Below are 25,826 nucleotides of genomic sequence, written 5' to 3' on the forward strand. Positions count from 1 at the left end.
GTTGCGATCGGAAGGGTTTATTTTTGTAATTATTTTTTGCTTTCTTTAGGCTCACATTAAAAGTAATTCCAAATATGAGTACGCTTGTAGCGCCATCAGTATTGGCTTCGGATTTTGCCAATCTGCAATCTGAAATTGAAATGCTTAATGAGTCAAGTGCTGATTATATCCATATTGACATCATGGATGGAGTATTTGTTCCCAATATCTCTTTCGGCCTGCCTGTAGTTGAAGCTATAAATGTACATGCCAAAAAACCTCTGGATGTGCATCTTATGATTGTTAATCCAGATCAATATTTAAAAAGTTTTTCAGATGCTGGAGCAAGTGTTATTTCAGTGCATCTTGAGGCCTGTCCTCATTTGCACCGCACCATTCAAGCCATCAAAGAACTGGGTTGTAAAGCAGGGGTAGCCATTAATCCACATAGTTCTGTTGAACTTTTAAGAGATATTATAAGAGATATTGACCAAGTGATTGTCATGTCAGTAAATCCTGGGTTTGGAGGGCAAAAGTTCATTGAACATACTTACGCTAAAGTGAGAGCTTTAAAGGCTATCATCACTGCTTCAGGTGCTGAAACAAAAATTGAGATAGATGGTGGGGTCAATCTGGAAAATGCACCTAAACTGATCGATGCGGGTGCTGACATTTTAGTAGCGGGCAGTTTTGTATTCAAATCCAGCGATCCCAGCAAAACAATAGCTGAACTTAAGGAACTCTAGCAATCAATTGTTTAGCTTAAATCAATTATGGGATAAATACTATTTCCAATAAAAAAATAGTGTTTTTTTAGATTGAAAACTTGCTTAATTAGCTTTAAACCCTTTTATTGGAATTTAGTTAAGTTTAGATAATAATAAAAAGATTAAAAAAGATGAAGCGTTTATTTGGATTGGCATTCTTGATGTTGTGTTTATTTAGTGCTACAGCAATGGCACAGCAAGAAAACACAGAAGCGGAAGAAGTGACTGATGAAGAAATTGAGAAATTTGCATCAATGAAGGATTCTGTTAATCACTTTATGGAAGTGAAACAAGCAGAGCTGGAGAGTATGATTAAAGAAAATGAGGTATTTGATGTGGCTAGATACAATGAGATTAAGGATGCGTGGGGAGATGATGCTAAGCTAACAGAAATTGAAATTACTGAAGACGAAAAAGCGGAGTACAGCAAAATCATGGATACTAAAAATTCACTTTCTGATGTGATCAAAGAAAGGATGATTTCATTGATAAAAGATGATGAGGTCCTTGGAGCTGCTACTTATAACAAAGTGAATAGCGCAATGAAAACAGATCCAGAGGTAAAAGCTAAAGTAAATGCTTTGATAGCTGAAAAGAAAAGTGCAAGAAGTACTGAAGAAGAAGAGGCTGAGTAAGCTTTGAAACAAATATATTTTCAAAAAGCCTTCCAAATTATGGAGGGCTTTTTTGTGTCTTATGGTCGGTAATTCGTTAATAATATAAGTAGGAAATTCAGTGAAGCCTTTACTTGTAAATGAAATTATCTAAATTGTGTGCCAACTAACACAAAATTGAAAACCAACTTCTCCTATGAAGAATTTAGCTCCTCGATATATTTCAAGATTATTGACATTATGTTTACAGGATAAATGTCTCCAGCTGTCCCTTTTTATCATTGCTTTACTGTGTCTCAATTTCCCCTTACAGGCCCAGCAGGAAGATCTATTTGGAATAGACACGAAAGCAAAAAGCAAGAATAGAAAGAGCGAAAGTGGTATTGGAAATGCCACCCGGGGAATCATTAGCAAGATCAGTTTGGAGTTATCTACAGGCTATGGACAACATTTCAATACAATGGATTTCCAAAGCAGTACACCCGCAAGCTACCCCATTGTACCTATTAACAGTGAAAGCAACACTTCAGATATTGGAACGGGAGACTTGATTCCTTTTGATTCCAAAAGTTCAGCCATTCCCCTCAATGCTGGAGTGAGAATAGATATGTTTGGCATATTAAGCATTGGAGGTGGATATGGAAGAGAGTTTGGGAGCATGTCAGCACTTACAAGTGACCAATTTCAGTTCAATTTCACAAATGACAAATATGTATTTGACAAGCTATATGGAACGGTTGGATTAGTGCTTTTTGATGCGCAAAGGAGAAGAGCCATATTAAACTGGAAATACAAAAAATATAGTGCACAAAATACCTATATGCAAGCGGAAAAGAAGATTAGGATGAGACAAGATTATCCTTGGAGATTTATACTGGAAGGAGAGTATGGTTCTATTTCTATTCAAGAAAGCTATGATAATTCCTTAAGCGCTACTGAGCCGTATTTTGGTTTGGGTCTTAGAATCGAAAGAGACTTTTCTGAATATACGAAAGTATTCCTAAAGCCTTCGGCTGAATTTAGAAAGTTCAATTACCACATTAGTGCATTGGAAGAAATGCAAACGATAGAACAAAATCTCTACTCGGTAAATCTAGGAGTTGCAGTAAGGTTACCAGGTACAAAAAGGTGTAAATTTCCCGGATGTGGAGTGAAAATGAGGCACTTACACAATGGTATAGAATATCGAGGAAGTTCAATATGGAACATGCAAAACAGAAAGGTGGGTCAATGGTACTAAAAGTGGCCTAAATAAACCTTTTGAATGGGAAAATAGTGTTTTAAAACCTTATTCTTTTTATTATCTTGCAACCTTATATTGAGAATTATAAAATATGGCTCAAGGAGAAAACGAGAACATTATACCGATTAACATTGAAGAAGAAATGCGTGGAGCCTACATCGATTATTCGATGTCGGTTATTGTTTCCAGAGCACTTCCAGATGTAAGAGATGGGATGAAGCCAGTTCACCGCAGAATCCTTTTTGGAATGCAAGAATTGGGCGTCCTTCATAACAAGCCTTATAAGAAATCAGCTAGAATTGTTGGGGAAGTTTTAGGTAAGTATCACCCTCACGGTGATAGTGCTGTTTATGAAACCATGGTAAGGATGGCCCAGGATTGGTCATTGAGATATCCATTGGTTGATCCTCAAGGAAACTTTGGTTCCATTGATGGTGATAATGCTGCAGCCATGCGTTATACTGAAGCAAGGTTAAAGCGGATCGCTGAAGAACTTCTTATTGATATCAATAAAGAAACAGTTGATTTTCAGCTGAACTTTGATGATTCTTTAAAAGAGCCAGTTGTTCTTCCTGCAAAGATTCCAGCATTACTTCTTAATGGAGCTTCAGGTATTGCTGTAGGTATGGCCACTAACATGGCTCCACATAATCTTGGAGAAGTTGTTGATGGTATTATTGCCTATATCGACAATAATGATATTACCGTTGAGGAATTGATGAAATACATCATCGCTCCGGATTTCCCTACAGGAGGGATTATCTATGGATATAATGGTGTGAAGTCAGCCTTTGAAACGGGTAGGGGCCGAGTAGTAATGAGAGGAAAAGCTACCATTGAAAACAAAGACAATGGTAGAGAAATGATCATTATCAATGAAATCCCTTATTTGGTCAATAAGGCCAACATGATCGAAAAAACTGCCCAATTAATTCAAGAGAAGAAGTTGGAAGGTATTTCGGCCATTAGAGATGAGTCAGACCGTCGCGGAATGCGCATCGTATATGAATTGAAGAGAGACGCCATAGCCAATGTAGTCTTAAACAACCTATACAAGCAAACACAACTTCAGACTTCTTTCAGTATCAATAACGTTGCCTTGGTAAAGGGCAGACCTTACACCTTAAACCTGAAGGATCTTATCCTGCATTATGTCAACCACCGACATGAGGTGGTAACTAGAAGGACAGAATATGAACTAAGAGAAGCTGAAAAACGTGCTCACATACTACAAGGCTATTTGATAGCTTTGGATAATCTTGATGAGGTAATCAACTTGATCAGAAGTTCTAGAGATCCTGAAACAGCACGTAATGGCTTGATGGAGAAATTTGAGCTTACTGAGATTCAGGCCAGGGCCATTTTGGATATGCGACTTCAGCGCCTTACTGGCATGGAGCGTGAAAAAATCCAAAATGAGTATGATGAATTGATGGTATTGATCGAAGACCTAAAAGATATCCTTGCCAGCAAGGAACGTAGGATGGACATCATCAAAACGGAACTTTCCGAAATTAGAGAAAGATATGCTGATGAAAGAAGAACCATCATAGAGCATAACGCGGAAGACTTTAGCTATGAGGATATGATCCCAAATGAGGAAGTAATCATTACAGTATCCCATCAAGGCTATGTAAAAAGAACTGCATTAAAAGAATACAGAACGCAAGGTAGAGGAGGAGTAGGTTCTAGAGGCGTAAGTACTAAAGACGATGATTACACAGAATATATTTTCTCTGCTTCCACACATAACTACTTGTTAATATTTACCGATAAGGGTAAGCTTTTCTGGTTAAAGACTTATGCCATTCCGGAGGGGAGCAAAGTGTCCAAAGGTAGGCCTATTCAGAACTTGATCAATATTGAAAGTGATGATAAAATCCGTTCTATCATTCAAGTTTCTGATTTGAATGATGAGGATTATATCCAAAACAATTTCTTGGTGATGACCACTAAGCAAGGAATCATCAAAAAAACAACCTTGGAGCAATATTCAAGACCACGTTCAAATGGTATTATTGCATTGAATATTAGAGAAGATGATCAATTACTTAATGTTGAACTTACCCATGGTGATTCCCATATTATCATTGCAGCCAAGTCAGGTAGAGCTATCCACTTCCATGAGTCGGCTGTAAGGCCTATGGGAAGGACCGCTACCGGAGTAAAAGCCATCACCTTAGCAGATGACAATGACTTTGTGGTTGGCATGATTTGTGTTAATAGAGATGACGCCACATTACTGGTGGTTTCTGAAAAAGGTTATGGTAAAAGAAGCGCAGTAGACGAGTACCGTATCACCAACAGAGGAGGGAAAGGCGTTAAGGCCATGAATATCACAGAGAAAACTGGAAGTCTAGTTGCTATCAAAGAAGTAGTAGATACGGATGACTTGATGATTATCAATAAATCTGGTATTATTATTAGAACTCCTGTTTCAGGCCTGAGAGTAATGGGACGTGCCACACAAGGTGTCAGATTGATTAAACTGAACGAGAATGACGAGATTTCTTCCATTGAGAAGATTGAAAATGTAGAAGAAGAGATTGAGGAAGAAATCCAAGACGATTCTTCTGATGAAACTCAAAATGATTCAAACGAAACCGAAAAACCAAAAGAGGAATAAACAAATAGAGATGAAAAAATTAATTTTATCATTGGCTTTGGTCGGAGTGGCTTCAACGGTAGCCTTTGGCCAAAAAAAGGTAGTTAAATCTGCGGAAAAGAGCCTTAGAAAAGGAGAGTTGGCCACTGCTTTATCTGAAATAGAAGCAGCTACGCAAGATCCTGAAACTGGTTCAGATCCTGAAACATATTTAATTAAAGGGAAAATTTTAACCAATCAGTTTGTTGCTGATTCATCTAATACTGAAGCAACTGTAACAACTGGTAGAAGTGCTTTCGATGCCTTTACCAAAGCATTGGAACTAGACGGAAACGATTCCACTAGCAAAACAGGGAAAGAAGTATATAAAGAAGTAGTTGCAGGTTTACCTGATAACTTGCAAGGAGAGGGTGTCTACAAAATCAAAAATGCCTCTGTAGACAAAGCAATTGCTAGATATGAAGAGGATGATATGGCTTTGGCTTCTAAATTCTTTGGTTTGGCAGCTGACATTGATCCTTCAGATACTTCTATTGTATTCAATGCTGGTTATACCGCAAATGCAAGTGAAAACTGGGATGATGCTAAAAAGTACCTTAATCTATTATTGGATAACCCAGATTATAACAAACTAAATGCATATTATTTCTTGATTCAAATTGCCAATACAGAAGAAGATGATCAAGAAGAAGCTTACAGATTGGTGAAAGAAGCAAGGGAAGAGTATCCAATGGATAAAGGTCTTTCTGAATTTGAAATTCAACTATTGCTTCAATTGGAAAAAATGGATGAGGCAATGGCTTCCATCAAGGAGTCTTTAGATAAAGACCCTAACAATGCTCCGATCCGTTTGAGATATGGATATTTGAAAGAGCAGTCGGGTGATCTTGAAGGTGCATTGGAAGAGTATCTTAAGACAACAGAGATTGATCCTAACTTCTTTGAAGGAAACTATTATGCAGCTGCTGTATATGTAGACAAGGCCAGAGAAATCATCAATGAGGTGAACAACCTTCCAGATGATGAATGGGAAGAAAAATCTGATAAAATGTTAGCCGAAGCTGATGACCTTTACAAAAAAGCCGTACCGCTTTTTGAGAGAGCATTGGAAGCAAAGCCTGAAAACACTGAAATTATGCAGATCTTGTTCCAGATTCATACAAGGTTGAAAAATGAGGCTAAAGCTTCAGAATACGACAAAAAATTGCAAGAGCTTATTGGTCCAAACTGGATGGAAGGTTAATAGGCCTTGATATTAAAAAGGAGGTTGCTGAAAATATCAGCAACCTTTTTTTATGTTTATAATTTTGAATTACAAGTTCCATTTTTTCTGTATTGGATAGAAAGAGATATAATAATTAAGATATCCTTGTTTCCACCACTTTTCCGATTGATTACCTGTCCCTATTGATGTAAAGTAAGAAGTGCTAAAATAGATTTTGATCTATAAAGAGACCCATCCGATAGAATTCTTTAAGATTTTCATTCAATCATTTTTCAATTTGCATTATAGCTATAACTTTGTAAGAACGTAATAAAGACTTTAGGGGTGTTCCGATAAACCATCGGGGCTGAGACATACCCTCCGAACCTGATCCCGGTAATGCGGGCGAAGGGAAAAGTGAAGCGTCCTTCCGACAGATTATCTTCATTCCTGAAGTTGTTTTCTTAATTCTTAAATTTTATTCCGATGAATATTCTCCTCAATGGTGAACCTATGGTTCATGCAGAAGGGGAACTCACTTTATCCAGCCTTTTGGCGACTCACCTCTTCCACGGAGTTCGGGGAGTGGCTGTGGCTGTAAATCATGAAGTGATCCCCAAGTCACAATGGGATGTTTTTCAATTAAAAGAAAATGACAATATCCTTATCATTAAAGCTACGCAAGGTGGTTAGCAACATTACTCTATGTTGCTTTAACCCTAGTCGATTTAAATCTCTTTTTTCTAACATCTGTCAAACAATAAAGACGAAACATGAAATCTCTAAGTCAGGAAAACATCAGTCAATATATTACTACTGACCCTTTCCCTAATTCCAAAAAGGTATATGTCAAAGGGGAAATTCACCCCATTGAGGTAGCCATGAGGGAAATCAAACTGCATGACACAGTATCCCACCTCGATAGACATCAAACGGTGGAATCCAATGATCCGGTAACAGTATATGATACCAGTGGGCCATACACTGACCCTAACATTGAAATTGATGTAAAGAAAGGTCTGCCAAAACTAAGAGAAGAATGGATCAAATCTACTGGAGATGTTTACCAATTGGAGAAATTATCATCAGAATATGGGCAAAGAAGATTGGGAAATCCTGCTTTAGAAAAGTATCGATTTGACTTGGTCAATGCTCCTTTGAGAGCCAAAGCAGGCAAAAATGTAAGCCAAATGCATTATGCAAAAAAAGGCATCATTACGCCAGAAATGGAATACATCGCAATCAGGGAGAATCAGCAGATCAGCGAACAGAAGACTTTAACCAAACAGCATCCCGGACAAAGCTTTGGAGCCAATACCCCGAAAAACTACATTACCCCCGAATTTGTCAGGAAAGAAGTAGCTGAGGGCCGCGCTGTTATCCCTGCTAATATCAACCATCCTGAGGCAGAGCCAATGATAATTGGTAGAAATTTTTTGGTTAAGATCAATGCTAATATTGGCAATTCAGCCATTGGCTCAAGCATAGAGGAAGAAGTAGAAAAAGCCGTTTGGGCATGCAGATGGGGTGCTGATACTATTATGGATCTTTCTACAGGAAAGAACATTCATGAAACCCGGGAATGGATCTTAAGGAATAGTCCCGTTCCTATTGGAACAGTTCCCATTTACCAAGCCTTGGAAAAGGTAAATGGCAAAGCAGAGGACCTGACTTGGGAATTGTTCAGGGATACACTGATCGAACAAGCAGAGCAAGGGGTAGATTATTTCACCATTCATGCTGGAGTACTATTAAGGTATGTGCCTTTGACGGCGAAAAGAATTACAGGTATCGTGTCACGAGGAGGATCTATTATGGCCAAATGGTGCCTTGCCCATCATAAAGAGAATTTTCTGTATACTCACTTTGAAGAAATTTGTGAGATTATGAAAGCCTACAACGTCACTTTTTCCCTTGGTGACGGACTTAGGCCAGGTTCCATTGCCGATGCCAACGATGCAGCTCAATTTGCTGAATTGGAAACTTTGGGGGAGTTGACCAAAATAGCTTGGAAACATGATGTTCAAACCATCATTGAAGGACCAGGGCATATTCCAATGCATATGATCAAAGAAAATATGGACAAACAATTGGTAGAGTGTGGAGAAGCACCTTTCTATACGCTTGGTCCACTTACTACGGACATCGCTCCCGGTTATGACCATATCACATCAGGAATAGGAGCTGCAATGATTGGTTGGTATGGCTGTGCCATGCTCTGCTATGTTACTCCTAAAGAGCATTTGGGATTGCCAGACAAAAAAGATGTCAAGGATGGGGTGATTACTTATAAAATTGCTGCTCATGCTGCTGACTTGGCCAAAGGGCATCCAGGTGCACAACACCGTGATGATGCACTAAGCAAGGCAAGATTTGAATTCAGATGGGAAGATCAATTTAACCTTTCCCTAGACCCAGATACTGCTCGATCATTTCATGACGAGACATTACCGGCAGATGGAGCGAAAGTAGCTCATTTTTGTAGCATGTGTGGGCCAAATTTCTGTTCAATGAAGATCACTCAGGATGTCAGGGATTTTGCCGACCAAAATGGATTAGGAGATATAGAAGCAATAGAAAAAGGTTTGCAACAAAAGGCAAATGAATTTTCTGAAAAAGGAGGTGAGATCTACCTCAATGAATGATGGAGTTTATCCTTATCACCGATCCCGGACAAGTTAATGAAGAGGTGAAATCCCTGATCCAATTTATGGATCAGGGATTGACCAAATTACATATTCGCAAACCCGAATGGCCACCTGAACAAATAAAGAAGTTGATTAAAGATATTCCATCTCAATATCATCAGCAAATTAGTTTACATGGAAATGTATCATTGGCTGAAGAACTGGGTATTGGGTATTGTCATTTCAAAAGCCACCAAAACATTGTGAATACGCATTTAAGAATAAGCAAGTCTTTTCATTATTTGGATGACCTATTAGATCCACAAAATAACAAATTGGATTATGGTTTTTTCAGTCCCGTTTATGATAGTGTTTCCAAACAAAATTATAGGCCACTGCTTTCACAGGAAGAAATAACCTCTTGGCTTAAGCTGAACAAATTGAGTTTCTCGTTGATCGCCTTAGGAGGGATTTTGCCATCAAAAGTTCTTGAAGTTAAAATAATGGGATTTGATGGTGTGGCTGTTCTAGGTTCAATTTGGAAACACCATTCCACGAAGGATCGATTTAACGAGTTCTTAAATTTTCAAAAGGAAATTAATGATGTACAATAAAAATATCAGCCAATTTCAATATATCACACCCAATTTGAACCATCCTGACGATTTCCTATATGATATCGAAAAAAAATGTGATTTGGGTGTTAAATGGATACAACTTAGGATGAAAGATTTCCCCAAATCAATTATCCTGAAGACTGCTTTCTTGGCTAAGGTAATATGTGAAAAGTACGATTGTACACTGATCATTAATGACCATCCGGAAATTGCCAAAAAATCAGGTGCAGCAGGTGTTCATGTTGGCAAAGAAGATCAACAAGTATTGGACATTAGAGAAAGATTTGGTTCTGAGTTGCTTATTGGGGCAACTGCCAATACCTTGGAAGACATCCTTGCTGTAAAAGACCAAGTTGATTATATCGGACTAGGACCCTTTCAATTTACTTCTACCAAAAAGAAGTTGAGTCCTATATTGGGCTTGGAGGGCTATCAATTCATATTAGAACAATTAAGATTCCACAATATAGATATTCCTATCATCGGTATTGGTGGGATCAAAGCCAATGATTTAGTGGATCTAAGATCATGTGGTCTATATGGAGTGGCTGTTTCAGGTTTGATAAATGACAGCAAAGAGCCAGAAGAAATCATTCAAAAAATCAATAAAACTTTCGATTATGCTGACTATAGCAGATAAGATATTTTCATCAAGACTCTTTACCGGAACAGGTAAGTTTCCCAGTTATTCTTTAATGAAGGAAGCTTTGGAGGTTTCAGAATCTGAACTGGTAACGGTAGCTTTAAGAAGGGTAGACATAAAAAATGAGCAAGATCACATGTTGGACCATCTTGCTCATGAACGCATCAATATTTTACCCAATACCTCTGGAGTGCGTACAGCGAAAGAAGCAGTTTTTGCTGCCCAACTGGCGGCTGAAGCAATGGAAACCAATTGGATCAAATTGGAAATCCATCCAGACCCAAGGTACCTTATGCCGGACCCAATTGAGACCTTGAAAGCTACTGAAGAATTGTCTAAAAAAGGATTTGTGGTTTTACCTTATATTCATGCTGACCCAGTGCTGTGTAAAAGGCTGGAAGAAGTGGGGGCATCAGCAGTAATGCCATTGGGCTCACCAATTGGAAGTAATAATGGGCTTAAGACTTTGGATTTTCTCAAGATTATCATTGAGCAAAGTGCTGTTCCGGTGATTGTAGATGCCGGATTGGGCGTGCCATCACATGCCGCCCAGGCAATGGAAATCGGCGCTGATGCAGTATTGGTCAATACTGCCATAGCTGTAGCAGGGGATCCAGTTGGAATGGCCAAAGCGTTTAAATTAGCTGTAGAAGCAGGGAGGTTGGCATATGAATGTGGCCCAGGAGCGTCTACGATAAAAGCCAATTCGAGCAGTCCACTTACTGAATTTTTGTCCTATGAATAATTTCAAATCCATACTAGACAATTGGACTCCTGAAGCTATCCAAAGAAAATTGGGTGGGATTTCGACTCTCCATGTTGAGAAAGCTTTATCGAAAACGAATAGAAATTTGGATGATTTTCTGGCCTTAATTTCTCCTGCAGCTGCACCCTATTTAGAGATTATGGCTCAAAAAAGTAGGGAGCTTACCTTGCAAAGGTTTGGAAACAATATGCAGTTGTTCGCTCCCATGTATTTGTCCAATGAGTGCCAAAATATATGTACCTATTGTGGGTTTAGCCTGGACAACAAAGTAAGAAGAAAAACACTTACGGATGCTGAGATTTTAAAGGAAGTAGCTGCTTTAAAAGAGATGGGGTTTGACCATATTTTACTGGTCACAGGAGAGGCCAATAAAACAGTAGGGGTGGATTATTTAGAGCATGCAATCAAATTAATCAAGCCCTATTTTGCCAATGTTAGTATTGAGGTACAACCTTTGGACCAGGAAGAGTATGAGCGATTAATCAGATGCGGTTTGCACAGTGTTTTGGTATACCAAGAAACTTATTATCGGGATACCTATAAGACTCACCACCCCAAAGGGAAGAAGTCAAATTTTGATTATCGACTTGAAACGCCTGATAGGTTGGGCAGAGCGGAAATCCACAAAGTGGGAATAGGTTGTTTGATAGGGTTGGAGGATTGGCGAATTGATAGTTACTATACGGCCATGCACTTACAGTACTTAAAGCAAAAGTATTGGAAAACAAAATATTCCATTTCATTTCCAAGATTGAGACCTTTTTCAGGAGGACAAGAACCAAAGGTTGTCATGAATGATCGAGAATTGGTTCAACTTATCTGTGCCTACAGACTGTTTGATCCTGATGTGGAGTTGTCCCTATCTACCAGAGAAACTCAGCATTTCAGGAATCATGCAATCAAATTAGGGATAACATCTGTAAGTGCCGGCTCCAAAACCAACCCAGGTGGTTATGCAGTGGAGAAACAGTCGTTGGAGCAGTTTGAGATTTCAGACGAAAGAGGCCCAAATGAAATATCAAAATTACTTGTAGATAATGGTTATCAACCTGTTTGGAAAGATTGGGACCCCGCCTTGCAATATGCAGAATAAAGATAGTATAAGATATAGCCGGCATTATTCATTGCCTGGGTTTGGAGAAGAGAAACAGGAAAAACTTCAGTCCAGCAAAGTTCTTATAGTGGGAGCAGGTGGCTTGGGCTGTCCTGTTTTGCAATACCTAACGGCAGCTGGTATAGGAATGATTGGTTTAGTGGATGGAGATCAAGTAGAATTGTCCAATTTGCAAAGACAAGTGCTTTATAACATGGAAGATATTGGTCGATCCAAAGCAAAGATCGCTATTCAAAAGATGAAAAAATTGAATCCTGATATTATTTTCCAATGCTTTGATACTTTCATTGATGCAGCTAATATTTTAGAAATCATGGAAGGTTTTGATGTGGTAGTTGATGGTACGGATAATTTTGAATCCCGTTACCTAATTAATGATGCGGCTGTAATCCTAGGAATTCCAGTAGTATTTGGATCTATTTTGGGTTTTGAGGGTCAAGTAAGTGTCTTCAATTACGGCGAAGAAGGGCCTACTTATAGATGCTTATTTCCCGAAGCTCCTAATCCGCTTGACAGCCCTAACTGCAATGAATTGGGGGTAATTGGAGTTTTGCCAGGAATGGTTGGGACATTGCAAGCCAATGAAGTCATAAAAATATGCACAGGAATAGGGAAGCCTCTTTCAGGTAAATTGTTGATCATTGATGCTTTGACCAACAGCCAACAAGCTTTTGGGTATTCTTTAATCCCGGAAAATAAACAAATCAAAAGACTTAAACATTTATATTTTGATTGCTCAATTGATCAATCCAACAGAATCATTTCTGCCTCTTCATTTATTGCTGAAGAAGAAAAATGGAAAAACTACCTGGTAGATGTGAGGACCGAAGAAGAACATAACCGTTTCAACAGAGGCGGCCTTAACATCCCATTACAAAAGCTCCCATCGGAATTAAATCAGTTAAAGCAAATGGAAAAGGTGATTTTGGTCTGCCAATCCGGATCAAGGAGCAAAAAAGCTTTGACCTATCTTCGTAAAGCTGGCTTTGAAAATGTGTTTCATCTGGAAGGAGGGCATGAAGCCTTAAAAAAAATTACTTTATAACAATTTAAACTGAGGGTAAATTTATGGAACTTTTGCCTTTTATAATCCCGTTGAATTGGTGAAGTTAGTATATCTTTAGGTATGCAGTTTGTTTTAATCCGTTCCTTTAAAAATTATGAAAACTTTATCTTTTAGCAATGGTGATAAAATGCCCATTATCGGACTGGGCACCTGGCAATCAAAACCAGGAGAAGTTTATGAGGCAGTTTTGGAAGCCATTAATATAGGCTACAGGCATTTTGATTGTGCCTACATTTATAAAAATGAAAAAGAAATCGGTGATGCATTTGAAAAGGCCTTCGAAGAGGGCTTGGTAAATAGAGAGGAGCTTTGGATCACATCAAAACTATGGAATGATTCGCACAGGCCTGAGCATGTTTTGCCTGCTTTGGAGAAAACACTTCATGATCTCAAATTAGACTACCTCGATTTGTACCTTATCCATTGGCCATTAGCCTTACAGCATGGTGTGGAGTTTCCTGCTGGAAAAGCTGATTTTGATTCTTTGGAAAATATTCCTTTGGAAAAAACTTGGTCAGCAATGGAAAAGCTTCTGGAAACAGGAAAAGTCAAACATATTGGTGTCTCCAATTTTAAGATCAAAAAACTTCAGGAAGTACTTTCCACTGCAAAGGTGAAGCCCGAAATGAACCAAGTAGAAATGCATCCATTTTTGCAGCAGCAAGGCTTAGTGGATTTTTGTAAAAATGAAGGGATTCACCTAACTGCCTATGCGCCATTAGGAGCAGCCTATAGGACCAAAGGTAAAAATGGATTGGATCTACCCATTTTGTTAGAGGATGATGATGTTAAATTCATTGCTAAAACCCATGAAGCTACTCCAGCTCAGGTAGTTTTGGCATGGGGAATGTCAAGGGAAATAGCTGTCATACCTAAGTCAGTGAATGCCTCTAGGATCAAAGAAAACTTTGATTCAATTAAATTAAACCTAGGTCAGGACGAGATAAATTCCTTGAATCAAAAAGAGGGACCTTACCGATTTACAGATGGAAAATTATGGACACTTCACGATAGTCCTTATGAGTTCTCTGATTTTTGGGAGGAGTATAGTTGATTTATACTTGAAATAGAAGTTAAATATAAATGGAGGAACTTATACACTCCTCCATTTATATTTAACAAGTTTATAATGATTGACTAATTGCTTCCTTCGCTACCTTTTAGTTTATCCTCGATTTTTTTCATATAATCCCTCAAGAATGGCACCGATACCGAAACAATAAATTGCCATCGTTTCCACTGAAATTGGCCTGATTCGTCTGTGATCACATCTGATGGTCCGTTATTGATTGGAAGATTAACAGGTTTGCTAAACTTACTTTTTCCACTGGTATGGGTAGCCCCTAGGGTAAATTCAGCACCTCTGAATTTAAGTACAGTTCCCGCTCCAAAATGATAATAATTGGCATCAAAAGATAAATTGGAAGCTCTTTCATTTTGACTGACGAAGCTTATAGTATTTTTTGGGGAAGCATTAAAATCAGTACTAACTCCACCATAGACACTTACCTTTTCGCTTAAGTACCACTCTGTTCCTACTCCTATGTTCAATATGCTTTTATAACCATCCTCTAAAGTAAAGTTCACCGTTGAGTCTGGATTGCTTTGCATTGGGTGAGGATTGGCCGTAAATACATCAAAATTATTCACCTTGTGAAAATACTCAGCACTTAGATGCAAAGCCCCCTTAGAGCTTAAATGGTGGCTGGCTCCCAAGCCTATGGATAAAGGAGTTTTAAGTTTTAGATCAAGATCATTTTGGTAACTGTTGGCATATGTCTCGGTAGCATCCGCTTCGGGTGGGACAGAGAAATATAATTGATAATTATAATTAGCTTTGCCATTTATTTTGAATCTTGGTGTCGTGATGGTCATGCCTAGGTCCCAGTTTTCCATGATATAAGCTAAGCCAAACTTAACGATCAGCCCATAGCTGTTCAATTGGTAATTTCTGTTGTAGTCATACATGCTTACACTTCCATTATTGCTAAGCGCCCGCATCTCATATTTATTACCTTTGCTCGAGTTGATTTTGGAAACAAATACTGAGCTGCCTACACTAAAATTTTCCTTGATGGCATAGGACCAACTTCCACCAAACCATTGGTCTTTTGAGCTATTTATTACCGACACTTCTCCTTCAAACAATTCGTCACCCGGGATATTTCCAATTATATCTGTTGTTATTTCATCGTGATAATTGAACCCAAAATTACTATCATCTCTTAGTAAGACAGCATAGGCAAAAGAATGGTTGGGCAAGGATTTGATTTTGACCGTACCGGCAGTCAGACTTGGAGCTCCACCAAAAGAAGATTGATTGAGATCCGCCCTTGTTCCAATGGCATCCTCTACATTATAACTATTTAGTTCATAAACATCACCGCTGATTACAAAAGCTGGGTTTTTGATCAATGCCAAACGCGCAGGGTTGTAATAAACTGCTCCCAAATCAGAAACACCACCGATCACTGATCCATTAAGTAGCATGGATTGACTACCATAGTTTTGACTCCAAAAATGGTGGGTTTGCCCGTTGCAAATTTGATGACAAAAGCTAACTAAAAATAGGACAGTAATGGATACTCTTATTTTCTTCATATCAAGTATTGAATAAGATTGATCTAAACTTGAGTATTAATGCATACAAGTACCAAAGTTGATATGTTGAAATAAGTTACGCCCAAAAAAATTATTTGAATAAAAATAGTGGGCAGACATGCTCAAATTTATCAATCTACTCAAATGAATTCACCAGAAGCAATTTTACCGATGTAGGAAGGGGCGAATTACCAATCTTCATCCTCATCATTGGAGGAAATATTTTCCGTATCATGGTTGAGATTGTAGAAGATTTCTTCATAGTTCTCATTATATTGAATGGTTGCCTTTTTCAAGAATGAGTTGGTTTCCAACAAACTTTCATAAGTAGGATTGGCAATATGCTTTGGAATCTTGAAAACCCGGGCGTCATTTTTTTCAAATGGCGTAGTAACCTTGGCATCAAATAGATAGGGGATGAGCGTTGTGGTACAACTCAATCCAACTTTATCAACCCTGTATTCCTTAAAGTACTCTTGGAGCCTTTCATTGATCTCATCAAAAAATTCCAAAGTTTCGGCCAAACGAATTCGAGACCCGGCCCTTGACTTGCCTTTTGTTTTTAAATGTTTGATTTGGCTTTTTCCTTGTTTCTTTCTTACCATGTAGGCCCTAAAAACCCTATGATCTATATTTTCGCCATTTTCAAAGTACCCTATGGAAGCAATTCCTGATCGAATCATCAGCAGCACATAATTGGTTTCTTCCATTTGGTTTTGCTTCATATCTGAAGGTGAATTCCAAAATATAGGAAGCCTTACTTGAATGACCTTTTCTTCCTCTTTATAAAAATAAACGGTGTTTTTTGAAACATTAAATTCTTGCTTGAATGGATAAGAATGTAGTTTTAAAAGTAATTTTTCACAGTTTTCAGAACTAATCAATTTCTCTTCCATCTTCGGGAATTTAAAGCAATATTAAGAGGTTTGTAAAAGATCCACACTTGCACCAGTAAAGATCAAAAGCAAAGCTAAATGATCATTTTGATTTAGCAATCAACTGTTTAGGTCTTCGGACATCAAACTTTCGACTATCCAATCAAAAGATTCAAGCTTACTGGCATCATAGCAGATAATCAGATTATCCAATTATCTTTGTCAAAGTACCGAAAAAATGAAGAAACATGGCAGCAAATATTGACCTTTTGATTAATAAAATGTGTGACAAGAAGGAAGAAGAAGCTTACATCTATGCAGATGAACTGGCCGAAATAGGAGGGGAGGAAGTATTGAACAAGCTATTGATAGTATTAAAGGGAGAGGATGTTGAGAGTGCTTATCTAGCGGCTCGTGCACTGTCTGCCATGGAAAATAACCAAGAAGCATTGGCTCCGTTATTGGAAGTGATTCATGACAAAAACAATAAGATGAAGAATGGAACTTTTGTTCAATCTTTGGAAGGATTTGACTTGAGTGAGAAGTTTGTAGACATTTTGAGAATCTATTTATTCGGGAATTTTAAAGCCTCGTTTTTGGCCAAAGACTACCTAGATTACACTGAATTTGATATTACTCCAAGGACCATAAAAAAGGCTGAAAAACACTGGAAGCACTTTCAGAACAATAGTAAACAAGACGAGGCTTTCGAAATAAAAAAAGAAGAAACAGAATCCATCCTTAATGATCTCAAAGCCATGTTTGATGAATAGTTGAATGCACGATTTTTTCGATCATACTATATAAATGTGCTTAAACAATGGTAAATTAGGATATAACTCAAAATTCCTATCGCCATGAAACCCCTTTCTCTCTTTGTTTTATTTCTACTTACCATGCTATCTGCTTGCGCACAAGATCAAATAGCCAATAAAGATGAGCAAATTAAATTAGCCGTAAAAGCCGCTCCGGAAGAAAGCCGTGCTGAAGCCATGGTTTATGGTTATGATACAGCGGGGGAACTGGTCGTATTGAGGACAGGCACTAACGAGTATATCTGTATCGGTGATGATCCTAACAAAGATGGAATTAGTGTTTCTTGCTACCACAAAGATTTGGAACCATTTATGGAAAGAGGCAGGGCTTTACGAAAAGAGGGCAAAGACTTTAAAGAAATTTTTGATATCAGAGAGCAAGAAGTAAAGTCAGGGACTTTGAAAATGCCCAATGATGGTGCCACATTGTTTGTCTTTTCTGCCAATCAAGAAGATTATGACGCATCAACAGGTGAAGTAAAGGATGGAAATTTCCGATATGTAGTTTATATTCCCTACGCGACTGTGGAAAGTACAGGACTTCCCTTAAAACCAGAGGCTCCGGGAATGCCCTGGATCATGGATCCAGGAACACACCGAGCACATATCATGATCACTCCTCCAAAGAACAATTAAAAAGCCCTTGAGGACTGTTTCTTTTATAGCTCTGAATAGCTTGCTGGATGTAAAAGAGTAATATCAATGTGGGATACATTATTTTGGAACCGAGGGTCATCCCTCAACTGAACCCATCCAGCATCTGTTCCAAAGGATTTCCAAGCCGCTTTTTCAGCTTCCAGATTTTCAAAAGAAGTCATGTACATTAAATTTGGCATTTTATCTCCTACAACTACTTCACCATAAAACAGGGCATTGAAACCAAGTCGGTCAAAGATTTCTACCTCACCACTGTTGAACATCTCTACTTTGTTATGGAATAGTTTTTCTGTAGGACTTTCATAGCTTCTCAACTCATATATCCTTTCTTCTTTCGGTCCATTCAACTGCGGTATGGCATAATGGGGCATATCGCTGAAGGCCTTCAACAGAATAGTTTCAATTCGATCAAATGGAGGATTTTCATGGGAAGCATTTTGATAATTAAGGCCTTCTTCCAAATGTAATACAGAAGCAATATTCATAAATTGCTGAGCATTAGAATACGGTGTAAATACATATATCCTTTTACCACTCAAGCTATCCGTTTCCACTGGCTTGAAAACACCGACGTGTTCTACTCCCTTTTGGTGCATGGCAGGGATGTAGGCACTTTCCAAGAACTGGTCGATGGATGCCTCCTGCGCCGCACTGGATAGGTGATAGATTTTGATTTCAAAAACGCTTCTTTCGGGTTTTTCTTGGGCAAATGCCTGCCCAATATTAAAATAACAAAGCAACAAAAAGCCAACTATTAGCTTATCTCTAGTTTTCATAGGTAGTGGTTTATTAGGTTTCAATAATTTAAACTTAAATATAATCAGTAGATCATGGAAGAAATGATCATTGGACGAATAAATTAGCCGTTTATAAAAAATAAGAAGTGCACAAAAAAGCCATTACATGAGTCACGTAATGGCATCGTTTAAATATCTATTAATTTAAAAAAGGGTAGGAGAGCTTTTAGAGAATTATTCTTTATTTGATCAGAAAATTAACTTCTTAGTCTTCTCGCTTTTTTCTTTCGTCTTCTCGTTTCGGTCTTTTCTTGTCATCCTTTTCTACAGGTGGCTCAGGAGGAGTATCACTTATGTTTCCAAACTCATCCACGTAAGCAATCATATCTTCCAATTTTCCACTGGTTTCTTGTTGCTTCCTTTCCAAACGGTTTTCAAATTTTTCTTTTTTCTTCTTTGCTTTTCTGTCTGCCTTCTGCTTTTTGATAAAGCTATTATTCGATCTTGCCATATATATTATTTAGTTCCGACATACAAGCAACCCAGCTTTTGTCCAAAACCTTAACAAATAATTTATAGTAAATGATCTAATGCATTAGCATTCAACTAGAAATGACATTTGGAAGTAGTCTTAAATAAAAACTTGGGAAATGTGCTCATGTATATTTAACCAAAGGTCAACAAAAAAGAGCAGGATAGCTAATTGTAACCACTTTATTTTAGGTTTGCCCTTAGGTCATATTCGACTAATTTCTGTCCTGAAATCATCTTTAATTGACTATTATTGATTTCTCTTGACACCTCTAACGGCCTCTGCATCTAAAGGGTTATCGGGCCAATAATGCTTAGGATATCGACGCTTCATTTCTTTTTTAACTTCAAAATAGGTGTTTTTCCAGAAACTCCTTAAATCAGAAGTGACCTGGACTGGTTTAAAACCAGGTGACAATAAATGCATGATCACTCCGATCCTTCCCCCATTTACTTTTGGTGTATCCATAAGCCCAAATACTTCCTGAAGTCGTACCGCCAAAATTGGAGGTTCCCCATCTTTCTGATAAATGATTTTAATGTTTGAACCACTGGGCACCGTCAATTTTTCAGGAGCCAATTCATCAAGCTTTTGTTGGAGGTCGAAGGGAAGGTCATGCTGTAAGATTTCATGTAGATTAAGCTTTTTGAGTTCATCAGCTGTATCTAAATCCATTAAATATGGTGCAATCCAATTGGGTGATTTTAAAAGTGTTGATGTACTGACATCTGGCCAATTCTCTTCCGGATTCCATATGTGCAAAGAATTTACCCTATTCTGCCACTGCTGCACTTTTTCATTAAAATCCAAAAAGCGATTACCTTCCATTTTTATCGCATCCATTAGTGCTTCCATCACCAAGTCAGGATCAACATCGATAATGGGTTTTGATTGAAGAACAATATGTCCTATTCTCCATTGTCTTTCGGCGACAATCTCGCCTTTACGACTATCCCAACTCACCACATCTTTTTCTTTGACCATATGGGCAAGATCCCTTGGATTAAGTGGAGCTGCCATGAATATCTTTCCCATACCATCTCTTGCGTCCACATGGGCAACGCTGAGCCATGCTTCATGGGCCAAATCATCCTTATGATGCATCATGGCGATTTTACCATTGGTCATCTTGAACTGTGCATTGTTACCCGGTCTGGCATGAGCAATCCTCTCTGGATAGGCGTATGTAAGGATCAGGCCAGATTCAAATGGGTCAAAAACTGTGTTTTCTTCCTTAATGTCAAATAGTCGTCTATAATTTTGGGCTACTTTTTCAATTTTATCAAAACCTCTACCTTGCTTATTTACCGATCTGTGCCTTCTTAATTTTTCAACCCGAAGGTTAATATCAGTGCCTGAATCCTTAGGTAATGGATCTCTTTCTTCTAAAATGGCGGCAATATCCGTTGCTAAAGCCAAATGCCCATCTTCTTTTGCCATCAATAACATATGCGCTATTCTGGGGTGACAAGGAAGCTCCCTAAGTTGCTCTCCATGAGGTGTAAGCTTGTCTTCTTCAACGGCTCCAAGTTGTTGAAGCAAATCTTGGGCTTGCGCTAAAGCACCTGAAGGGGGAGGGGTGAGCCAAGTCATATTGGGAATATCCTTGATTCCCCATTGAACCAAATCAAGGCATAAAGAAGCCAAATCAGCTTCCATGATTTCAGGAACCCTAAATGCCTGCATCCTATCTTCTGTGGCTTTGGTCCAGAGTCTGTAGCATTTCCCTGGTCCCAAGCGCCCAGCACGCCCGGCTCTTTGGTCTGCTGAATCCTTGGAAATTTTCACAGTCTCCAACCTTGAAAGGCCTGACTTAGGGTCAAACTTGGAGGTTCTCCCAAAACCGGAATCTACTACTATAGAAATCCCCTCAATGGTCAAACTTGTCTCTGCAATGGAAGTGGCCAAAACCACTTTTCTTTTCCTTGCGGGGTGAGGCATTATAGCCTGTTGTTGCTTTTGTGGGGACAACTGACCAAAAAGAGGGCAAATGGCAAATCCCGGTAATTTTTTCTGGAGGATTTCTTCTGTCTTCTTGATCTCTCTTTGCCCTGGTAAGAAAGCCAATATATCTCCACTATCTTTCTTCGAAGCTATTAGTACGGTTTCAGAAATCAATTCAGGAAGGGTCCACTCATCAGCATCTTGGGTATGAAAAATTTCAACTGGATACTGTCTTCCTTTACTTTCCACTATGGGCGCTTGAAGTAAATTGGACAACTGCGGCATATCCAATGTAGCCGACATGACCATAATTCTTAGGTCTGGCCTGAGAATTTGTTGCACTTCCCTACAAAGTGCCATGGCCACATCTGCATGAATGTTACGTTCATGGAATTCATCAAAAATGACCAATCCCACATCTTCCAAAGCATTATCATGATGGATCATCCGGGTCATGATTCCTTCAGTCAACACCTCTATTTGTGTGTTGTCCGTTGCCTTGCTCTCAAACCTGATCCGGTAACCTACTCGATCACCGACTTTTTCTCCCAATAAATCAGCCATTCTCATGGCAATGGATTTCGTAGCTAACCGCCGTGGTTCGAGCATCAAAATCTTCTTGCCTTTTAACCAATCCATATCCATCAAAGTCAAGGGCACCAAAGTACTTTTTCCTGCTCCAGGAGGCGCATGAAGGATAAGGCTGTTATTATTTTCAAGTTGCTGTTGGACCTGTGGGATAATATCCACCACAGGAAGATTTATTTTTGAGGGATCGAAAGCCAAAGTAGTAATATTTGTTAAACCAAAGGTAAGGGGAGTATTGGTTTAATTCAAGGCTTTAATCCTCATAAAAAATTAAGGCCATCTTGAGATTTCCTAAGATGGCCTTACATTAAATGGGTTCTTTTCTGATTAGGGTTACTCGATATTTGCCTTTGCCATTCCGTACTCCCAGCGAACTTCAAAACCATCTTCTACTACCTCATATACCAATCTTTCTTCCATAGTAGAAGATTCCATAGAAGGTACCGTTACACGAAGTACATCTTTGCTTTCATCATAGTCATAGGCACCCCACTGCTTGGCAACAGAGTTAAAAATAAAAACAGATTCTTCCTCTCCTGGAATGATGAAAAAGCTGTATTTACCAGCCGGTAAAGTCTCTCCTTCTACTTTAATGTCTTTATCAGTTTCAAATGTAGTAGCATCATTTGCTCCTGCTCTCCACACTTTTCCAAAAGGTACTAAGTCTCCCCAGATTTGTCTGCCCTTTACACCTGGACTGGAATAATTAATGGTAATGGTAGCACCATCGATCTCACCTGAGGCAGTAGCAGCTGGACTGGCCTTTTCTTGTGCATAGACACTGATACATACTAATAAGCTTAAAACAGTTAAAAAGCTAAGCTTGTTGATCATGCTTGTTTTCATGGATTTTTTATTGTTTTGGTTTTGTCTCAATATAAGGAAAAACTAAGAATTATGGCTCAGAATAGAAGGAAAATCAATCATAGCAAAACAAAAAAAGAGACTCCCTTTATAAGGAAATCTCTTTTAAAAACATATGTATATCCGCAATTTTACCAGTAAAGATTAAAAGCGAGTAGAAACTACCCTTTTGATTAAAATACCAACTGCTTGAGGCTTCCGACCACTTGAGCTAAGGATGTATGGTTACTGTCATCATTGCGGATAATCAGATAAATATATTACAACATTAAGAACTGGTTAAGCAATTACCCCAGAACCAATGCTTTCCTCACCTTCATACCAAGCCACAAACTGCCCCGAGGCAATTCCCTTTTGGGCTTGGTCAAACAGGACATACAGGCCATTTTCCTTCATGATTAAGGTGGCCATGCTCAAAGGTTGTCTGTACCTGATTCTTGCCAAATACCGCTTGCTTTGACCTTCGGTCAAGCGAAGGTCTTCTCTGATCCAGTGTACATCTTCCTTAGGTACAAATAATCCGTGTCTCAGTAAGCCTGGATGCTCCTCACCCAAACCTGTATAAATGATATTTTCTTTGGTATCCGTTTGGATCACAAATAATGGTTTACCCGTCCCTCCAACATTTAAGCCTTTTCTTTGACCAACCGTAAAATAATGGGCTCCATTATGTTCTGCTATTTTTTTGCCTTGTTCGGCGTGATATTGAAGTGGTAAACAAATTTCGTCCAATACTTCCTGATCAAGCTCTTCCGCTGCCATCCCAGCAGGTATTTGCTGCCTTTTGTAAACCGGTAAATCATCAGGGACAACCAAAATATCACCTTTCTTTGGTTTCAACTGTTGCTGCAAAAAATCTGGCAATCTTACTTTTCCAATAAAGCAGAGACCTTGGCTATCCTTCTTGTCCGCAGTGATCAAATCCTGCTCTTTGGCGATTTTTCTCACCTCTGACTTTTGCAAGTGGCCAATTGGAAAAAGGGCTTTGGATAATTGCTCCTGACTAAGCTGACATAGAAAATAGCTCTGATCTTTATTGTTGTCTGCACCGGCCAATAATTGGAATACAGTTTCTCCATCCACAGTCAGCTCACCTTTTTGACAATAATGCCCAGTGGCCACATAATCCGCTTTGAGTTTTTGGGCTGCTTTCAGAAAAATATCAAATTTAATCTCTCGGTTGCACAGCACATCAGGATTGGGGGTTCTGCCTGCTTTGTATTCCGCAAACATATAATCCACTATTCTTTCCCTGTATTCCTCACTTAGATCAATTGCTTGAAAAGGTATTCCCAGCTTTTCTGCAACCAACATAGCGTCTGTACTATCTTCCATCCAGGGACATTCATTGGAAATGGTTACGGATTCGTCATGCCAGTTTTTCATAAACATGCCTATGACTTCATAACCTTCTTTTTGGAGCAAATAGGCCGCTATAGAGCTGTCCACCCCGCCGGAAAGTCCCACTACTACTCTTTTTTTATCTTTCATGACTTTTACATTTTCATGGGGTCAAGGCCCATGAGGTTTAGTAATAAGCCATCAACAATTATGATGGCTGCTTTGGTTCACAAAAATAGTGAAATCAGTTGGCATTCTTTACAAGCTTTTCCGATGCTGTCAGCATTACTGGTCGGTTTAGAAATTTACCTACCACCGAGCATTTGTAATGATGGGAACTCTATTCCATTAAAAATACCTATTTTTGTGCTCATGAATAATTTTGATCATAAAGGAAAGGTAGTCGTTACTTGTAAAGATAGGTTTGCACCTTATTTGGAGCAGGAACTCAAAGAACTTGGTTTCAAGCCAAAGAATGTCAACAGGACCAGTGTGGAACTGTATGCCAGTCTCAACCAATGTATTTTTCTGAATATGCATTTGAGGGTGGCCAGCCATGTCCTTTTTGAAATTAAGTCATTCTATTTGCACCACGCCAAGGATATTTATAGGAGAATTAAGGCTTTACCTTGGGAAAACTACATCGACAAGGATACTTATTTTTCAGTCGTTTCTCATGTAGAGAATGAAAGTATTAACAACCCCTTATTTGTAAACGTAAAGGTCAAGGATGCGATCGTCGACCGTTTTAGGGAAAACACAGGAATTAGACCAGATACAGGTTCAGAGTTTGAAGGAGCTGTCATTCAATTGTACTGGAAAGACACACAGGCTTCTTTGTTTATCAATACATCGGGAGATACCCTGTCCAAGAGAGGTTACAGAAAGATCCCAGGGAAAGCCCCCATGGCCGAAAATTTGGCCGCAAGCACCATCATGGCCAGTGACTGGGACAAAAAGGGCCCATTTGTCAATCCTATGTGCGGAGCAGGAACTTTGGCCATTGAAGCAGCTTTGATGGCTACTAATAGATTTCCCGGCCTTTTTAGAGATCATTATGCTTTCATGCATATCAAGGGTTATAAAGATGAAATTTACCAAGAACTTAAGGCAGAGCTAGAAGCCAAAGTCAACGATAATATTTCAACCCAGTTTATTGCTTCGGATTTAAGTGAAAGGGCTATTTACGCTACCCAGGAGAATGCAAAGACTGCGCAAGTTTTTGATCATATTACCTTTGAGGTTGGTGATTTTGCAGAAACAACTGTCCCTGACAGTGACAATGGGGTCGTTTTCTTTAATCCGGAATACGGTGAAAGGTTAGGAGAGGAGGATGAATTGGTAGCGATTTATAAAAGAATGGGTGACTTTATGAAGCAAGAATGTGCTGGATATACAGGTTACATTTTTACAGGCAATATGAATTTAGGCAAGAGGGTAGGATTGAAACCTAGCAGACGAATAGAGTTTTACAATGGGACAATAGATTGTCGATTGCTTAAGTACGAACTGTACAAAGGAAGCAAAAAAGGAATTCCGAATAAATCATAAAAAAGAAGCCCTTTTCCGAGAGAGTAGGAAAAGGGCTCAATTCATCCAAACTTGGTATTCGGATAAGATAAGCAAC

Annotated in this window: 23 protein-coding genes and 1 riboswitch; of the genes, 16 read left to right on the plus strand and 7 right to left on the minus strand. The window is 38.8% G+C overall.

Annotation, left to right across the window (positions count from 1 at the left end):
- The first annotated feature begins 74 nt into the window (after positions 1-74).
- From rpe to IFO69_RS10875, 13 genes are all read left to right on the plus strand, one after another.
- Positions 75-725, plus strand: coding sequence for a ribulose-phosphate 3-epimerase (rpe, locus tag IFO69_RS10815; protein WP_192010120.1), 651 nt, complete (start codon positions 75-77; stop codon positions 723-725).
- A 152-nt stretch (positions 726-877) separates the two neighbouring features.
- The gene (locus tag IFO69_RS10820; RefSeq protein WP_192010121.1) at positions 878-1,381 is read left to right on the plus strand and encodes a hypothetical protein; all 504 of its coding nucleotides are present in this window, start codon (positions 878-880) and stop codon (positions 1,379-1,381) included.
- Between the two features lie 175 nt (positions 1,382-1,556).
- On the plus strand, positions 1,557-2,600 hold the full coding sequence (locus IFO69_RS10825; RefSeq protein WP_225444094.1) for a hypothetical protein: 1,044 nt from the start codon (positions 1,557-1,559) through the stop codon (positions 2,598-2,600).
- 94 nt (positions 2,601-2,694) lie between these two features.
- The gene (gene gyrA, locus IFO69_RS10830) at positions 2,695-5,229 is read left to right on the plus strand and encodes a DNA gyrase subunit A (protein ID WP_192010122.1); all 2,535 of its coding nucleotides are present in this window, start codon (positions 2,695-2,697) and stop codon (positions 5,227-5,229) included.
- Between the two features lie 10 nt (positions 5,230-5,239).
- Positions 5,240-6,451 (plus strand): tetratricopeptide repeat protein, encoded by a 1,212-nt coding sequence (locus IFO69_RS10835; protein ID WP_192010123.1) that lies wholly within the window; start codon positions 5,240-5,242, stop codon positions 6,449-6,451.
- Between the two features lie 292 nt (positions 6,452-6,743).
- A riboswitch (TPP riboswitch) is annotated at positions 6,744-6,843 on the plus strand.
- 55 nt (positions 6,844-6,898) lie between these two features.
- Entirely contained in the window at positions 6,899-7,105 is a 207-nt protein-coding gene (thiS, locus tag IFO69_RS10840) for a sulfur carrier protein ThiS (RefSeq protein ID WP_192010124.1), read from the plus strand.
- An 80-nt stretch (positions 7,106-7,185) separates the two neighbouring features.
- Positions 7,186-9,057 carry a phosphomethylpyrimidine synthase ThiC gene (thiC, locus tag IFO69_RS10845; RefSeq protein WP_192010125.1) on the plus strand — a complete coding sequence of 624 codons (1,872 nt, stop codon included), beginning with the start codon at positions 7,186-7,188 and terminating at the stop codon, positions 9,055-9,057.
- On the plus strand, positions 9,054-9,653 hold the full coding sequence (locus tag IFO69_RS10850; protein ID WP_192010126.1) for a thiamine phosphate synthase: 600 nt from the start codon (positions 9,054-9,056) through the stop codon (positions 9,651-9,653). The genes thiC and IFO69_RS10850 overlap by 4 nt, the downstream gene beginning before the upstream one ends.
- Positions 9,640-10,296: a thiamine phosphate synthase gene (locus tag IFO69_RS10855; protein ID WP_225444095.1), complete on the plus strand. Its 657-nt coding sequence runs from the start codon at positions 9,640-9,642 to the stop codon at positions 10,294-10,296. Before IFO69_RS10850 ends, IFO69_RS10855 begins: the two co-directional genes overlap by 14 nt.
- On the plus strand, positions 10,277-11,044 hold the full coding sequence (locus IFO69_RS10860; protein WP_192010127.1) for a thiazole synthase: 768 nt from the start codon (positions 10,277-10,279) through the stop codon (positions 11,042-11,044). Before IFO69_RS10855 ends, IFO69_RS10860 begins: the two co-directional genes overlap by 20 nt.
- Positions 11,037-12,158 (plus strand): 2-iminoacetate synthase ThiH, encoded by a 1,122-nt coding sequence (gene thiH / locus IFO69_RS10865; RefSeq protein ID WP_192010128.1) that lies wholly within the window; start codon positions 11,037-11,039, stop codon positions 12,156-12,158. Before IFO69_RS10860 ends, thiH begins: the two co-directional genes overlap by 8 nt.
- Positions 12,148-13,224, plus strand: coding sequence for a HesA/MoeB/ThiF family protein (moeB, locus tag IFO69_RS10870; RefSeq protein ID WP_192010129.1), 1,077 nt, complete (start codon positions 12,148-12,150; stop codon positions 13,222-13,224). The genes thiH and moeB overlap by 11 nt, the downstream gene beginning before the upstream one ends.
- A gap of 115 nt (positions 13,225-13,339) precedes the next feature.
- The gene (locus IFO69_RS10875) at positions 13,340-14,299 is read left to right on the plus strand and encodes an aldo/keto reductase (protein ID WP_192010130.1); all 960 of its coding nucleotides are present in this window, start codon (positions 13,340-13,342) and stop codon (positions 14,297-14,299) included.
- Between the two features lie 83 nt (positions 14,300-14,382).
- Here the strand turns inward: IFO69_RS10875 and IFO69_RS10880 are convergent, their stop codons facing one another.
- Together IFO69_RS10880 and IFO69_RS10885 are read right to left on the minus strand one after the other, a co-directional pair.
- Positions 14,383-15,846, minus strand: a complete 1,464-nt coding sequence (locus IFO69_RS10880) for an OmpP1/FadL family transporter (RefSeq protein ID WP_192010131.1) — start codon at positions 15,844-15,846, stop codon at positions 14,383-14,385.
- Between the two features lie 188 nt (positions 15,847-16,034).
- Complete coding sequence (locus IFO69_RS10885; protein ID WP_192010132.1) at positions 16,035-16,742, minus strand: hypothetical protein; 708 nt, start codon at positions 16,740-16,742, stop codon at positions 16,035-16,037.
- Positions 16,743-16,969: 227 nt separating this feature from the next.
- Here IFO69_RS10885 and IFO69_RS10890 point away from each other — a divergent pair, with 227 nt between their 5' ends.
- Complete coding sequence (locus IFO69_RS10890) at positions 16,970-17,494, plus strand: HEAT repeat domain-containing protein (RefSeq protein ID WP_192010133.1); 525 nt, start codon at positions 16,970-16,972, stop codon at positions 17,492-17,494.
- A gap of 84 nt (positions 17,495-17,578) precedes the next feature.
- Positions 17,579-18,172 (plus strand): hypothetical protein, encoded by a 594-nt coding sequence (locus IFO69_RS10895; RefSeq protein ID WP_192010134.1) that lies wholly within the window; start codon positions 17,579-17,581, stop codon positions 18,170-18,172.
- A 23-nt stretch (positions 18,173-18,195) separates the two neighbouring features.
- On the opposite strand, the gene IFO69_RS10900 is transcribed toward IFO69_RS10895, so the two are convergent.
- From IFO69_RS10900 to mnmA, 5 genes are all read right to left on the minus strand, one after another.
- Complete coding sequence (locus IFO69_RS10900) at positions 18,196-18,969, minus strand: NIPSNAP family protein (protein WP_192010135.1); 774 nt, start codon at positions 18,967-18,969, stop codon at positions 18,196-18,198.
- A gap of 226 nt (positions 18,970-19,195) precedes the next feature.
- Complete coding sequence (locus tag IFO69_RS10905; protein ID WP_192010136.1) at positions 19,196-19,441, minus strand: cold-shock protein; 246 nt, start codon at positions 19,439-19,441, stop codon at positions 19,196-19,198.
- Between the two features lie 270 nt (positions 19,442-19,711).
- Positions 19,712-22,192: an ATP-dependent helicase HrpB gene (gene hrpB, locus IFO69_RS10910; RefSeq protein ID WP_192010137.1), complete on the minus strand. Its 2,481-nt coding sequence runs from the start codon at positions 22,190-22,192 to the stop codon at positions 19,712-19,714.
- Positions 22,193-22,327: 135 nt separating this feature from the next.
- Positions 22,328-22,840, minus strand: coding sequence for a DUF2911 domain-containing protein (locus tag IFO69_RS10915; protein ID WP_192010138.1), 513 nt, complete (start codon positions 22,838-22,840; stop codon positions 22,328-22,330).
- Between the two features lie 297 nt (positions 22,841-23,137).
- Complete coding sequence (mnmA, locus tag IFO69_RS10920; RefSeq protein WP_192010139.1) at positions 23,138-24,349, minus strand: tRNA 2-thiouridine(34) synthase MnmA; 1,212 nt, start codon at positions 24,347-24,349, stop codon at positions 23,138-23,140.
- A 222-nt stretch (positions 24,350-24,571) separates the two neighbouring features.
- On the opposite strand from mnmA, the gene IFO69_RS10925 reads away from it, so the two are divergent.
- Positions 24,572-25,750: a THUMP domain-containing class I SAM-dependent RNA methyltransferase gene (locus IFO69_RS10925; RefSeq protein WP_192010398.1), complete on the plus strand. Its 1,179-nt coding sequence runs from the start codon at positions 24,572-24,574 to the stop codon at positions 25,748-25,750.
- The last annotated feature ends 76 nt before the right edge of the window (positions 25,751-25,826 follow it).

Origin of the sequence: Echinicola arenosa (assembly GCF_014841125.1) — a bacterium.
Taxonomy (GTDB): Bacteria; Bacteroidota; Bacteroidia; order Cytophagales; family Cyclobacteriaceae; genus Echinicola; species Echinicola arenosa.